This is a genomic window from Streptomyces sp. NPDC005195 (assembly GCF_040608315.1).
Taxonomy (GTDB): Bacteria; Actinomycetota; Actinomycetes; order Streptomycetales; family Streptomycetaceae; genus Streptomyces; species Streptomyces kaempferi.
Genome location: NZ_JBEXHZ010000023.1, coordinates 77948 through 91117, shown reverse-complemented (window position 1 = coordinate 91117; position 13170 = coordinate 77948). Strand labels below are relative to the sequence as shown.

Below are 13170 nucleotides of genomic sequence, written 5' to 3'. Positions count from 1 at the left end.
CCTCCTGACGCAGCGGTCTCCTGACGCCGCCGGCGCGGTCAGCGCCCGGCGAGCCCGTCCGCCTCCACGACCGCCCGCGCGAAGGCCTCGGGCGCTTCCTGCGGCACGTTGTGGCCGATGTCGGCCAGGGTGCGGTGCGCGTAGGGCCCCGAGAACCGGTCGCGGTACGACGATCCGTCGCCGGCCGGGGTGAAGGGGTCCTTCCGGCCGTCGAGGGTGACGGTGGGCACCGTGACGACAGGCCCCGCGGCGAGCTGCCGCTCCAGCCGGTCGTAGCGCGGATCGCCTTGCGCCAGGCCGAGCCGCCAACGGTAGTTGTGGATCACGATGGCCACGTAGTCCGGATTGTCGAAAGCCTTCGCCGTGCGGTCGAACGTGGCGTCGTCGTAGTGCCACGTCGGGGAGTTGAACGTCCAGACCAGGCGTGCCAGGTCGGCCCTGTTCCGCTCGAGGCCGAGCCGTCCGCGCTCCGTGGCGAAGTAGTACTGGTACCACCACGCCCACTCGGCCTTCGGCGGCAACGGCTGCTTGTTGCGCTCACGGTCGGTGATCAGATAGCCGCCCACGGAGACCAGGGCCCGGCACCGCTCGGGCCGGAGCACGGCGATGATGTCGGCGGTCCGCGCTCCCCAGTCGAAACCGGCCAGCACCGCCTTCTCGATCTTGAGCGCGTCCAGCAGCGCGATGATGTCGAGCGCGACCACGGACTGCTGGGCGTTGCGGAAGGTCCTGGCGGAGCGGAAGCGCGTGGTGCCGTGGCCGCGCAGGTACGGGACGATCACCCGGTGGCCGCGAGCCGCCAGCAGCGGCGCGACCTCGACGAAGCTGTGGATGTCGTAGGGCCAGCCGTGCAGCAGGACGACGGCGGGGCCGTGGGCGGGGCCGGCCTCCGCGTAGCCGATGCTCAGTTCACCGGCGTCGATCCGCCGGAGACGGCCGAAGGACGCGTGCCCCGGTGAGAGCGTCGGCGAGGCCGTCGCCGTGGGCTCCTCGGCCGTCCCGTCCGCGCGGGCGTTCCCGGACCACCCGGTGAGCGACGCCCCTGCCGCGCCGACGCCCATGATCTTGCCGAAGCTCCGTCGGTCGACCATCCGAAACCCCTTCCGTCGTGGTCAGGGGACCGGCAGCGCCTGCTCGGCCCGGAACGCCTTCCCGGCCGAGGTCGTGCGGGTGCCCCAGCGGTCGGTGAGCTGGGTGACGAGGAGCGGACCGCCGCGGCCCCCCTCGTCGTAGGCGCGGGTCCTGCGCCAGGCGTACGTGCGCGGCCCGGCGAGGGAGCGGGTCCAGCACTCGTGGGGGACCGGCCGTCCGGTCGCTCCAGCCCCTGACCACGCCGTGTGCGCCGACCGCCGCCATGGCGTCGCCTCTCGCGGCCGCGCATCCCGCAGCACCCGGTGATGTCAGCATATGTATCAGCATGCGGTGATCGGGCAGCCGCATCAACCCAGGGGCCGGAGCGGGCGCCGGGCTCGTTCGGGTGTCTCGCGCACGATGAAGAGCGGGAGCCGTCCGTGCAGCACGTCGGTCCGCGGCAGCCGCAACCCGAAGTGTTCCTCGATCGTCAGTACGCTCAGTCGGCGGACCCGTTCGGCGTCGGCTTCGCGGAGATCCGACCGTGCCGGCAGGACTCCCACCTCGGTGAGAGCCGGGACCAGCAGGTCAGGGCTGTGGCCCCACCGACGGGCTTCTTCCCCGATGCCGAAGGAACAGACGTGGGCGCGGTCGCGGTAGTGGCTGAACATCGACGGCGGGTGCCACGGAGTCAGGAGGAAGTTGACCGTCTCCACACCCTCGGCCGAGACGGCCCCCAGGCCGGTGGCGGTGGAGCCGACCGCGTCGCCGTACTCGACGGCGAAGGACCAGTCGCCGGTACGGCCCACCCTGGCGACGCCTGTGACGCCGTCACCGGAGAGCAGGTCCACCGCGTCCTCGGCGGAGCCGCGAGGTGCCGGCCGGCCTGGGCGTGCTCCCAGCCGGGAGGCGAGACCGACCGGATCGATGCCACGGGCGAACGTCACGCACTCGATCGGACAAGGCTCCAGAATCCAGGCGATGCCGCCGGCCACACTCTCCCCCTCGACGCGAACCTACCTCGCATCCTCTCCCGTGCCACTGACAACGCGGGGCAGCCCCGCCCCCGCAGGGCCCGAGCCGCCGGGCACGGCTTGGCGGGGCGCAGTCCGTGCGCCCCACGGCGACTTCCCCGTGCGTGAGGGAAGGCGCGTGCTGCAGGCGTCGTACGGTCATGCGGTCCGTCAACTCACCTCTGTGAGTGCGGACTTCGAGAACGGCTGGATCCCCTGGTAGCGGCCGGCCCGCCATCCGGGGCCGTGCCGTCACGGCTTCCACCCCGGCCGTCCCCTGTCCTGCGCCCGGCCGGGGCGTGCTGTTGGGCCGGGCCCTCCGAGACGCTGGGCTACGCCTTCGTCGCCGTGGTCTGCCGCTGCCGGCGCCCGCGCAGCAGACGTCTGCGCGGCTCCTGGTCGGGCAGCCAGCCGAAGGCCATGCAACTGCCGACCGCCCCGAGGAGCAGGCCGATGAAGAAGCCGCCGAGATTGGAGGTGAGCCAGGTGCCCAGCGACAGAAGGATGCCGAGCAGCGAGTAGAACAGCCGCTGCGCCGGGTTGAAGAGGATCAGCAGACCGCACACGAGCATGACCGTCGGCAGCAGATAGCCCGCCACGCCCTGCATGCCGATGTGCATGACGACCTTGAGGGACGCCTTCTCGGTCAGGAGGATCTCCGCGCCGCCCAGGGTGAGCAGCAGCCCGCCCCAGAAGGGGCGGCGCGCGCGCCACTGCCGGAAGTCCGACCTCGGATTCCGGAGCCGGGACATCAGCAACCCGTGCCGCTGAAGCGGAGCTTGAGGCCCGGAAGTTTGAACACGGCGGCGGTGGTGGCGTAGTTGGTCTGCCGCAGATTGCCGATGTGGACGGTGTCGGCCTGCTGGCTGAAGACGCCCTTGTTCCCCTGGGCATCGGCCTTGTCGAGCGTGCTCGCGTCGTTGCCGATCTCGATGTTCCCGAAGGACGCGTCACCCGACAGCTCGGTCGAGTCGGTGGTCAGGTTTGTCGCCTGCACCTTGTCCGAGCCGCCGCCCGCGGTGATGACCAGGTTGGTGCCGCCCAGGTCGACGCTCTGGCACAGCTTGGTGAGCGTCGCGTTCTTGATGGCGGAGGTGACGACGAGGACCTGGCCGCCGGTGTCGCCGGCGTTCGGGCTGTCCTCGGCCATGTTGTCGAGGTTCCCGAACTGCTCGAAGCCGGTGCCGTTCAGCTCCGTGGCCGTCACGACGAACGGCATGCCGGAGATGGCGAACTGCACGCCCAGGGCTCCCTGGGCGGTGAGGATCATCAGTCCCGCGGCGATCGCGGTGGCGGGCACCGCCATCACCGCGGCGCGGCGCAGACGGACCCGCCCGCGTCGGTCGGAACCGCTTTCGGGGTTCACGGGGGTGGGGCCGGTGGACGCCGTGGCGTCCGAGGACGAGGCCATGTTCTGCTCCCTGGACATAGTCAACGCAGGTGCGGCTTGAGGCACGTGTCCTGGCGCGGACAGGGCTGCCGCGCACGCCTCCTCGCGACTCCCGGCGGTCGCAAGGGCTTTCTCGTTACGCGGCAGTAGCCTTCCTGGAAGTTACCGGGGGTTACATTCGTGGGTCAAGGGACTTGTGGCAAGCGGATGTCGATTGTGTGGCATCTGTGTGCACGGCTTCATACCGACGACTCGCTGACCTCCAACTTCCCTACTGTGCCTTGACGTTGACCATCCATCAGGTCTACAACTCAGCCTTGTTTCCGATGGATCCGTGGCGCCGGGTCCGTCAGCACGGCGCATGTCACCCTCCCGGCCCCCGCCCCCTGCGGCGGGGCGTGCGTGACACCTCCGAACGTCCCGTGCGTGTCCTCGTCACCGTCGTCACCCCCCCACGGCACCGGCACGGCCGCCTTCCCCCCTTGGGGCCGCGCCCGGTAGCCCCTCGCCGCTGCCGGTCCGTCGCGTACGGAGAAGACGTCACGGGCCGGCAGTGGCCCGCAGCTCCGTGTCCACCGGGACGGCCAGGACCATGCCCCCCGGTGAGCCCGGGACCGCACCTCTCTCCGAACCAGGCCCCGCACCCCCGTCAGATCAGAAAGAGGCTCCCCCATGCGTACGCGATCCCTGTTCGCCCTCGTCGGTGTCGCCGCGGCCCTCTCGGTCTCCGCGATCTCCCCCGCCTCCGCCGACGACACCCCGGTGCTCACCGCGGGCGGCGCCGCCGTCGCCACCGGCGATGTGCTCACCGCCTCGCTGGCGAGCGGCACCAAGGCCACCCTCTACTCCAGCAGCACCGGCACGAGCGGCGTCTCCTGTGCCGCGTCGGCTTTCACCGCCACGGCCACCGCCAATCCGACAGCCCCCGGCGCCGCCACCGAGTCGCTCACCGGTCACACCTTCGGAAGTTGCACCAGCAACGTCATCGGTGTACTCGGCGTCACCGGCGTCACGGTCAACAACCTCTCGTACACCACCACCGTCGCCTCCGACGGCACGGTCACCGTCACCCCGGCCGCCGGCTCGACCATCCAGACCACCGTCGTGCTGCGCACCCTTCTCGGCAGCATCACCTGTGTCTACCAGGCCCCCAGCCTGACCGGCGCGGCGAGCAACGCGGACAACAGCATCACCTTCACCAACCAGCAGTTCGCGAAGGCCTCGGGCTCGTCCCTGTGCTTCAGCAACGGCTACTTCACCGCCAAGTACGCCCCCGTCACCGACACCACCCAGCCGGGCAGCCCGGTGGTCACCGTCAACTGACCGACCACCGGACCACGGTCACCGCCGGCGTCGCAGCGTGAGCGCGACGCCCGCGGTGAGCAGGAGGGCCGCCGCTCCCCCCGCCCCCGCGACGAGGGGGAGCGAGCCGCTGCCCCCGGACGAGGTGTCGGCGGCCGGAGTGAGGTGGTCGGGCGCGGACACCTGCGCCACGGACGGCGCGGCCGACCGCGACGGCTCCGGGGACTGCTCGGCCGGGGACTTCGTCGGCTGCGCGGTCTTCCCGGCCGCGCGGTCGGGCGCGGTCGTCCGCGGCGCAGGTGCCGTCGACGCCGCCTTGCCACCGCCGCCCGCGCCACGGGCGGCGGCGGGGAAGACCACGTCCGAGCACGAGTAGTAGGTGTCCGTCGTGCTCGTGTTCTGCCAGATCGTGTACAGCATCTGACGGCCGGTGCGGTCGGACGGGAGCGTGGCCCTGATCCGGTACGCGCCGTTCACCAGCGCCGGGTCGGTGGCCGTGGCGAACGGCTTGGTCGGCAGGTCGGACCAGGTCAGGGGCTTGGACGGGTCGTAACCCGGCTTGCTCAGATACAGCTTGAAGGTCCCCGTGTGCGGAATCGTCGAACTGTAGGAGAGCGTGAAGGCCGCGCCCGGTGTCATCCGGGTCGAGGGCCAGTCGGCGCGGGCGAGGTCGAGTCCCTTGTACGCGGGCAGGTTCCCGCTGCACAGCTTCCCGTCGGGGATCACCTGCCGGTCCCTGCCGTTGACGCCGGCCACCCGGAGGTTGTCCCACGCGGTGAAGGGCGCGCCGTTCGCCGCGATCGCCGCCCCGCAGGCCGCGGTGCGGTTGTTGCTGCCGCCCTCGGGGGAGCAGGCCACCACCCGGCTGACCGGATCCGTCGGCGCTCCGTGCGCCTGGGCCGGTCCCACGGCCCACGTCAGCAGGAGCAGCGGGGCCGCCGCGGCGACAGCGGCCGCGGTGGCGGTGCGGTGTGCGGTCATCCGGTGGGTCTCCTCGACGGCTGGGGATGCGGGCGCTGCCGTACCGCGTCTCGCGGCGACGGCCGCAGGGCTGCACTGCATGACGGCCGCAGGGCTGCACTGCAAGGTGGAGTACGGGGGCGCGCGGCCATGTGTTCAGATCCGGAGTACGCCGGTGTGCGGGGGCGTGCGGCCGTGGGCCGGGATCCGGGGTGCGGGGCGGTTCGCCGGATGTCCGCGTCCGGGGCGGGCTGCCGGGCGCGTGAAGGAGCACCTCCGGCGGGCCGGGGCCACTGCCGGACGGGGAGCGCCGACGCGCTGCCGCGGCCCGCCGCCGGCTCGGCCGGTACCGCCGCCGCGGCCGGTACGGTGAGCCGCATGCCTGAGCCCGTCGCTTCCGCCGAACCCCCCGCTCCCTCCGGCGCGCCCGTGATCCTCGGCAACGTACCGGGCTCGTTCCCCCGGAGCGTGCTGGCGGAACGGCATCCGGCGCTCATCCGGAAGGTGCGGGACGCCTTCCCGTACGGCCCCGAACAGCGCCGCGCGCTCGACGCCCTGCTGAAGAACTCCGCCGAGGGTGTCATCGAACCGCTCGGCGAGCGGGCGCGGGACCGCGGGCAGTGGGAGGCCTGGGGCGGCCGGGAGTACTTCGGCCGGCCCTGGTTCGACGTGCCCTTCCTCTGGTCCGAGAGCTACTTCTACCGCCAACTTCTCGACGCCGTCGACTACTTCACCCCCGGCCCCTGGCAGGGCATCGACCCCTTCCGGCCGTTCAAGCTCGCCGAGCTCGACACCCCTGAGGCGGACGAGGAGCTCGCCGCGCTCGACGAACTGGCCGACCGGCCCGTGGCGGAACAGGAGGAGGCGCTGCTGCTGGGATCGCTGTGGGGCAACCGCGCGGACCTCGGATTCCGCCTCGCGGCCGCGGACGACGAGACGGCCGCCGACTCCCAACTGGTCGTCCACGAGGGCGAGATGCTGCGGTCCCTGTTCGCCGGCGGCACCCTCTGCGTGGTCGCGGACAACTCCGGCCGGGAACTCATCCCCGATCTGCTGCTCATCGACCACCTCCTGCGCGGTCGTCACGCCGAGCGGGCCGTACTGCACGTGAAGCCGTACCCGTACTACGTCTCCGACGCCACCACCGCCGACGTGATCGACGCCCTGCGCCGCCTCACGGCCGCTCCCGGGGCGGCCGGAGCGTCGGGCCACCGCCTGTGGTCGGCGATGACCGACGGCCGCCTCACGGTCCGGGCCCACCCCTTCTCCTGTGCCCCGCTGCCGTACGCCGACATGCCCGACGACCTGCGCCGGGACTTCGCGGAGGCCGACGTCACCCTGATGAAGGGCGACCTGAACTACCGCCGCCTCGTCGGCGACCGGCGCTATCCGGCCACCACTCCCTTCGCCGGGACGACCGCCTACTTCCCGGGGCCGGTGGCCGCCCTGCGCACGCTCAAGTCCGACGTGGTCGTCGGTCTCGACCCCCGCACCGAGACCGCGCTCGTCGCGGCCGGGGGCCAGCGCTGGCGCACCGGCGGCACCCACGCGCTGATCCAGGTACGGCGCTGAGCCCGCGGGCTCATCCCACCCGCACGGGCAGTGACTTGAGACCGTTGATGAAGTTCGAGACGAGACGGCGCGGGGCCCCCGCCGTGGTCAGTGACGGCAGCACGCGCAGCGACTCCTCGTAGAGCACCCGCAGTTGCAGCCGCGCGAAGTGCGCGCCCAGACAGACGTGCGGCCCGTCGCCGAAGGAGACATGGGGGTTGGGGGAGCGGGCCAGGTCGACCCGGTGCGGGTCGGTGAAGACGCGCTCGTCATGGTTGGCCGAGGCGTGGAAGACGACGACCTTGTCGCCCGCGCGGATGCGCTGCCCCGCCAGCTCGGTGTCGACGGCCGCCGTACGGCGGAAGGTCAGGACGGGCGGGTGCAGACGCAGCAACTCGTCCACGGCCGTGTCGAGCCCGACCCGCCCGGAGCGCAGGGCGGCATACGCGTCCGGATGCCGGGCGAGCGTCAGAAGGCCGCCCGGAGCCGCGCCGCGCACGGTGTCGTTGCCCGCGACGGTGAGCAGGAAGAAGAACATCTCCAGTTCCGCCGGGGCGAGTTCGGGGTCGGTGGCGAGCGTGGTCATCACGTCGTCGCCCGGATGGGTCTTCTTGTGGAGCGCCAGTTGGTGGGCGTAGGCGAACATGTCCCGCAGCAGGGCGGGGGAGCGCGGATCGACGGGCCTGCCGTGCGCGTCGTGGACGGGCTTGCCCGCCTCGTCAGGGTCCTGGTAGCCGATCACACGACGCGTCCAGTGCAGCAGCAGTCCGCGGTCGCGCTCCGGTACGCCGAGCAGGTCCGCGAGGTTGAGCAGGGCGTAGTCGTCGGTGACGGAGGCGACGAGGTCGCAGCGCCCGTCACCCGCGCGGGCCTCGCGGACCGCGCCTTCGAGCAGGGCACGGGCCCGTCCGCGGACGGCCGACGCGAAGCGCTCGGTCCGGCGGGGTGTGAAGGCGCGGCTGACCAGCCGCCTCAGCCGGCCGTGGTCCGGAGGGTCCTGATTGAGCATCATCCGGCGGATGAACGGCAGGTCGTCCGGGTCGGGGTCCCGGATCTGGGTCGCTCCGAGACGGGAGGAGTACGTCCCCGTGTCCTTGAGGACCCGGACCACGTCCGCGTGCCGGGTCACCGCCCAGAACCCGGTTCCGGCGGGCCAGCCGAGCACCTCGGGTTCGTCCTGCCAGGCCACGGGGTGATGGTCGCGCAGCGTGCGGTAGGCGGCGTGCGGGACCCCGTCGGCGTACCGCCGGGGGTCGAAGACGTCGGGCACGGGCGGCGCGGTCTCCCGTACGCTCACGCCTCGACCCCGGCCCCGGCCGCGTCGGCTTCCTCCGCGCGCAGGAAGGACTCCACCACGCCGATCAGGTCGAGCGGACTCTCGTCCATCGCGTAGTGCCCGGTCCTGGCCAGTTCATGGAGTTCGGCGTCCGGGTACCAGCGCATCCAGGTCTCCCGCATCAGCGCCGCCGACAGGGCGGGGTCCAGCGCGCCCGTGACGGCCAGCGCCGGCACCCGTGCGCCCTCGACCTCGGCGTGGAAGTCCGCGCCGGCCCACGAGTCCAGATAGGCGCGAAACGCCTTCGGGTCGCTGAGCGCCAGTGACCGCGTCACCATCCGGTCCAGCCAGGCCGCGGGCAGCCGGCCGCCGGTCGTGACGTCCATGATGGCCCGCCGGTTCTCCGGCCGGTGCGCCGCGTCCGCGAACAGCTCCCACTGGTCCACCGGCAGGGACAGCCCCGACGCGGGCACCGGCGAGACCCCGACCAGTCGGCGCAGCCGGTCCGGGGCGAGCGAGAGCACGCGCTGCGCGACGGCGCCCCCCATCGAGTGGCCGATCACCGAGAACCGCGCCCACCCCAGCCGGTCGGCCAGTTCGACGACGTCGGCTGCCGCCTCGGAGGTCGTGTACGCGCCCGCGACGTCCCTCGCCTCCCCGTAGCCGCGCAGGTCGACCAGCGCGTACTGGAACGCGGCGCGGTCGAGGTCGGGCAGCACGGCCGCGTACGCGGACCGGTCGGCGAACCAGCCGTGCACGGCGATCACCTTGTGGGCGCCGTCGCCGTGCACTTCATGAGGAAGCACGAAGGAGGTCATGCGCCCACGGTGACGCCGGGCGCCCGCGTCGGCAAGAGCGCCCGCGGACGACCGGCCGACCGCCGGGGGAGCGTCCGGCCCCGCGACCGTCACCACTCCGCATCCGGGGCGAGCCTCACCGCGTCGGGGAACCGCCGGGGTGAGCTCACCGCGTTCCGGGTGCCGTTCTTCGCCGGCGATGTCACGCCACAGCCGGGCGGGTTCGTGCCGGTCTCTCGCGGGATCCGCTCGGACAGCGGCACCTTGGTGGGTGCCCTTTCGTAGGGATTCACGCGATGGTGTGATCATGTCCCGGTGGGTGGATGTGCCCGGAGGGCCATGGGTAGGGCCCGGCCATGACGCAGCCGTTCGCACTCCCGCACTTCTACATGCCGTATCCCGCGCGGCTGAACCCGCACCTCGACGAGGCGCGTGCCCACACGGTCGAATGGGCCCGGGGGATGGGCATGCTGGAGGGCTCCGGGATCTGGGAGCGGTCCGACCTCGACGCGCACGACTACGGCCTGCTGTGCGCGTACACACACCCCGACTGCGACGGGCCGGCCCTCTCGCTCATCACCGACTGGTACGTGTGGGTCTTCTTCTTCGACGACCACTTCCTGGAGACCTTCAAACGCACCCAGGACCGCCAGGGCGGCAAGGACTACCTGGACCGGCTGCCCCTCTTCATGCCGCTGGACCTCTCGGCTCCCGTGCCGGAGCCGCGGAACCCGGTCGAGGCGGGGCTGGCCGACCTCTGGGCGCGCACGGTGCCCTCGATGTCGCTCGGGTGGCGCGAGCGCTTCGCGGTCTCCACCGAGCATCTGCTCAACGAGTCGATGTGGGAACTGTCCAACATCAACGAGGGGCGGATCGCCAACCCCGTCGAGTACATCGAGATGCGCCGCAAGGTGGGCGGAGCCCCCTGGTCGGCCGGACTCGTCGAGTACGCGACGGCCGAAGTGCCCGCCCCGGTGGCCGGGTCGAGGCCGCTGCGGGTGCTCATGGAGACGTTCTCGGACGGCGTGCACCTGCGCAACGACCTGTTCTCCTACCAGCGGGAGGTCGAGGAGGAGGGTGAACTCAGCAACGGCGTCCTCGTCCTGGAGACCTTCTTCGGCTGCACCACCCAGCAGGCCGCCGAGACCGTCAACGGCATCCTCACCTCCCGCCTGCACCAGTTCGAGCACACGGCCCTGACCGAGGTCCCCGCGCTCGCCGTGGAGAACGGTCTCACCCCGGACCAGGTCGCGGCGGTCGCCGCGTACACCCAGGGGCTCCAGGACTGGCAGTCGGGCGGCCACGAGTGGCACATGCGGTCCAGCCGGTACATGAACGAAGGCGCCCTGGAGGAGAACCGGCCGTTCGGCGCCGGCGCCCTGGGCACCTCGGCCCTGGACGTAGGCGCCCTGCTCTCCGCCGCCGGGGCGGAGCGGCTGCGCGCGTACACCCATGTCCCGTTCCAGAAGGTCGGCCCGTCGCGACTGCCCGACTTCCTGATGCCGTTCGAGGTGACGCTCAGTCCTCATCTCGACGGGGCCCGGCACCGCCTCACCGACTGGATGCACACCATGGGCATGCTCCAGGAGGGCGTCTGGGACGAGGACAAGCTGGACGCGTACGACCTTCCGCTGTGCGCGGCCGGTATCCATCCGGACGCCACCGCGGACGCCCTCGACGTCAGCTCGCGGTGGCTGGCCTGGGGCACGTACGGGGACGACTACTATCCGCTCGTCTTCGGCAACCGCCGCGACCTGGCCGCGGCCAAACTGGTCACCGCGCGTCTGTCGGCCTGCATGCCCGTCGACGGCGAGGAGGTCCCCGTCCCCGCCAACGGCATGGAGCGAGGCCTCATCGACCTCTGGCAGCGCACCGCCGCGGGCATGAACACCGACGAGCGGCGGCAGTTCCGGTCCGCGATCGACGTGATGACGGAGAGCTGGGTGTGGGAGCTGTCCAACCAGCTCCAGCACCGCATCCCCGATCCGGTCGACTACCTGGAGATGCGCCGGGCCACCTTCGGCTCGGAGCTCACCATGAGCCTGTGCCGGCTCGGCCACGGCCGGAAGGTCCCGCCGGAGGTCTACCGCAGCGGTCCCGTCCGGTCGCTGGAGAACGCGGCGATGGACTACGCGATGCTCCTGAACGACGTCTTCTCGTACCAGAAGGAGATCGAGTACGAGGGTGAGATCCACAACGGAATCCTCGTCGTCCAGAACTTCTTCGGCTGCGACTACCCGACCGCACTCGGCGTCATCCACGACCTGATGACCCAGCGCATGCAGCAGTTCCAGCACGTCGCCGCCCACGAACTTCCCCTTCTGTACGAGGACTTCAAACTCCCGGAGGAGGTGCGCGAGATCATGGAGGGCTATGTCGGGGAGCTGCGGAACTGGCTGGCCGGAATCCTCAAGTGGCACCGGGAATCCCGCCGTTACGGTGCCGAGGACCTCGCCCGTCGCGCCCACGGCTTCGTACCGGACCGGGTACCCGGGGTTCCCCTCGGCGGTGCGGGAACCGGCCCGGCGCCGGTTCCGGTGCCGGGCCGGTTCCCGGCACCGGCTGCCGAGGCCGCGTCCGCGTTCCGTCTGCCCGCCGGGGTGGGGGCCGGGGGAACCGGTGACGCGAAGGCCTTCAGGCCTCCCCGGGGCACGGGAGCGGCCGCCCAGTTCACCCTGCCGTGGGATCCCAAGGACCCGGCGGACCCGGCGGACCAGAGGGAGTAGGCGAATGCGGCGGGTCCGACGGATCGGGTGACGGACCGGAAGGCACCGACCGCTCCGGCGGTGCCGCAGCCGGGGTGACGCCGGCCGTCTCCTCGGCGCGGCTCCGCCCGGCGAACGCCCTGGCCGCCCCGGAGAGGCCCGCGAGCAGCTCCTCGGCGGCCGCGGTGACCTCACGGACCTCCTGCGCGAACGTCGCGTCGACGGCCGCGGTCCGGGCGAGCGCGTGCGGCAGGTCCTCCGGGAGGCCGTGCAGGCCCACCAGGACGGCGGCGAGGCGCAGTTCGTCGGTCATGGACGCCTCGGCCCCGTGCCGCAGCAGGTGCCGCAGCGGCGGAAGATCACCGTCGCGCCGGTCGAACTGGGCGGCACGCAGCGCGAGCGCGCGCCGCGTCCGGTCCCCGGCCACCTCGTCCCACGCGGTGCCCGCCCGCAGCAGCGCCAGGTCGGCGCGGCCCCGCGAGAGGACCGTCTCCCACAGCGGCGGACGGGGGTGCGGGTCCAGGAGGTCGTAGGTACCGCCCTCCTCGGCGCCCAGCAGCAGGAAGTCGGGCTCGGCCCGCAGCTCGGTCCGCTCGGCGTCGGTCCCGTAGGACTCCCGGATCTCCTCCTCCGTCCCGGCGACCGCCGCGAGGATCCGCTCCTCCCCCTCGGCCGGCGCCAGCCGCAGGTGGTCGTGCCAGCCGGGCAGTCCGACCAGCACCTCCAGTGCCTCGTCCACACTGTCGCCGATGACTCCGGCCGAGCCCTCGGAGTCCGCGTACAGCACGGAGCCGTCCCCGCACACGAAGTACGTGCCCCCCGTGTCGTCGCCCGCTATCGGCTCCAGCGGACCGCCGGAGGCGAGCCGCACGTCCTCGGCGTGCTCCGCCCGGTCGATGTCGAAGGAGAAGGGGAATGCGGCCAGTTCGGCCAGGCGGCGGTTCCTCCGCAGCAGACGCAGAGCGTGATCGGTCATGTCACCGAACGTAACAGCCGCCACCGACAACGGGACTTCCGGCTTCGCCCGGGTGCGGTTCGGGCGGCGGGCGCGCGGGCGGTTCGAACGCGGGTGTCAGTCTCACTCGTTCGTGAATCGTCGTGCGCC

General features: G+C 72.2%; 12 protein-coding genes. 3 read left to right on the top strand and 9 right to left on the bottom strand.

Going from position 1 to position 13170, the window contains the following annotated elements; genetic code table 11:
- Positions 1–38 precede the first annotated feature (38 nt).
- The 5 genes from ABZV34_RS23130 to ABZV34_RS23110 form a co-directional block, all read right to left on the bottom strand.
- Positions 39–1091, bottom strand: coding sequence for an alpha/beta hydrolase (locus ABZV34_RS23130; RefSeq protein ID WP_356279687.1), 1053 nt, complete (start codon positions 1089–1091; stop codon positions 39–41).
- 21 nt (positions 1092–1112) lie between these two features.
- Positions 1113–1391 carry a hypothetical protein gene (locus tag ABZV34_RS23125; RefSeq protein ID WP_356279753.1) on the bottom strand — a complete coding sequence of 93 codons (279 nt, stop codon included), beginning with the start codon at positions 1389–1391 and terminating at the stop codon, positions 1113–1115.
- A gap of 48 nt (positions 1392–1439) precedes the next feature.
- Positions 1440–2018, bottom strand: coding sequence for a DUF6461 domain-containing protein (locus tag ABZV34_RS23120; RefSeq protein ID WP_356279684.1), 579 nt, complete (start codon positions 2016–2018; stop codon positions 1440–1442).
- Positions 2019–2416: 398 nt separating this feature from the next.
- Positions 2417–2836, bottom strand: coding sequence for a DUF6114 domain-containing protein (locus ABZV34_RS23115; RefSeq protein ID WP_356279682.1), 420 nt, complete (start codon positions 2834–2836; stop codon positions 2417–2419).
- The gene (locus ABZV34_RS23110) at positions 2836–3495 is read right to left on the bottom strand and encodes a DUF6230 family protein (RefSeq protein ID WP_356279680.1); all 660 of its coding nucleotides are present in this window, start codon (positions 3493–3495) and stop codon (positions 2836–2838) included. Before ABZV34_RS23110 ends, ABZV34_RS23115 begins: the two co-directional genes overlap by 1 nt.
- A gap of 651 nt (positions 3496–4146) precedes the next feature.
- Between ABZV34_RS23110 and ABZV34_RS23105 the strand changes: the two genes are divergently transcribed.
- Positions 4147–4797 (top strand): Tat pathway signal sequence domain protein, encoded by a 651-nt coding sequence (locus ABZV34_RS23105; protein WP_356279677.1) that lies wholly within the window; start codon positions 4147–4149, stop codon positions 4795–4797.
- An 18-nt stretch (positions 4798–4815) separates the two neighbouring features.
- Here the strand turns inward: ABZV34_RS23105 and ABZV34_RS23100 are convergent, their stop codons facing one another.
- A complete protein-coding gene (locus ABZV34_RS23100; protein WP_356279674.1) occupies positions 4816–5757 on the bottom strand; it encodes a lytic polysaccharide monooxygenase in 942 nt (313 codons plus the stop codon).
- Positions 5758–6114: 357 nt separating this feature from the next.
- Between ABZV34_RS23100 and ABZV34_RS23095 the strand changes: the two genes are divergently transcribed.
- Positions 6115–7308 carry a damage-control phosphatase ARMT1 family protein gene (locus ABZV34_RS23095; protein ID WP_356279671.1) on the top strand — a complete coding sequence of 398 codons (1194 nt, stop codon included), beginning with the start codon at positions 6115–6117 and terminating at the stop codon, positions 7306–7308.
- Positions 7309–7318: 10 nt separating this feature from the next.
- Here ABZV34_RS23095 and ABZV34_RS23090 read toward each other — a convergent pair whose 3' ends face one another.
- Both ABZV34_RS23090 and ABZV34_RS23085 read right to left on the bottom strand, forming a co-directional pair.
- Positions 7319–8584, bottom strand: coding sequence for a cytochrome P450 (locus tag ABZV34_RS23090; RefSeq protein ID WP_356279668.1), 1266 nt, complete (start codon positions 8582–8584; stop codon positions 7319–7321).
- Positions 8581–9381: an alpha/beta hydrolase gene (locus tag ABZV34_RS23085; RefSeq protein ID WP_356279665.1), complete on the bottom strand. Its 801-nt coding sequence runs from the start codon at positions 9379–9381 to the stop codon at positions 8581–8583. The genes ABZV34_RS23090 and ABZV34_RS23085 overlap by 4 nt, the downstream gene beginning before the upstream one ends.
- Before the next feature lie 335 nt (positions 9382–9716).
- On the opposite strand from ABZV34_RS23085, the gene ABZV34_RS23080 reads away from it, so the two are divergent.
- The gene (locus ABZV34_RS23080; RefSeq protein WP_356279662.1) at positions 9717–12086 is read left to right on the top strand and encodes a terpene synthase family protein; all 2370 of its coding nucleotides are present in this window, start codon (positions 9717–9719) and stop codon (positions 12084–12086) included.
- On the opposite strand, the gene ABZV34_RS23075 is transcribed toward ABZV34_RS23080, so the two are convergent.
- A complete protein-coding gene (locus tag ABZV34_RS23075; protein WP_356279659.1) occupies positions 12031–13041 on the bottom strand; it encodes a hypothetical protein in 1011 nt (336 codons plus the stop codon). The genes ABZV34_RS23080 and ABZV34_RS23075 overlap by 56 nt on opposite strands.
- Positions 13042–13170 lie beyond the last annotated feature (129 nt).

Bases quoted from the DNA above. Each gene is read 5' to 3' on its own strand.
- ABZV34_RS23130 (WP_356279687.1), bottom strand. From the start codon at position 1,091: ATGGTCGACCGACGGAGCTTCGGCAAGATCATGGGCGTCGGCGCGGCA.
- ABZV34_RS23115 (WP_356279682.1), bottom strand. From the start codon at position 2,836: ATGTCCCGGCTCCGGAATCCGAGGTCGGACTTCCGGCAGTGGCGCGCG.
- ABZV34_RS23110 (WP_356279680.1), bottom strand. From the start codon at position 3,495: ATGGCCTCGTCCTCGGACGCCACGGCGTCCACCGGCCCCACCCCCGTG.
- ABZV34_RS23105 (WP_356279677.1), top strand. From the start codon at position 4,147: ATGCGTACGCGATCCCTGTTCGCCCTCGTCGGTGTCGCCGCGGCCCTC.
- ABZV34_RS23100 (WP_356279674.1), bottom strand. From the start codon at position 5,757: ATGACCGCACACCGCACCGCCACCGCGGCCGCTGTCGCCGCGGCGGCC.
- ABZV34_RS23095 (WP_356279671.1), top strand. From the start codon at position 6,115: ATGCCTGAGCCCGTCGCTTCCGCCGAACCCCCCGCTCCCTCCGGCGCG.
- ABZV34_RS23085 (WP_356279665.1), bottom strand. From the start codon at position 9,381: ATGACCTCCTTCGTGCTTCCTCATGAAGTGCACGGCGACGGCGCCCAC.
- ABZV34_RS23080 (WP_356279662.1), top strand. From the start codon at position 9,717: ATGACGCAGCCGTTCGCACTCCCGCACTTCTACATGCCGTATCCCGCG.
- ABZV34_RS23075 (WP_356279659.1), bottom strand. From the start codon at position 13,041: ATGACCGATCACGCTCTGCGTCTGCTGCGGAGGAACCGCCGCCTGGCC.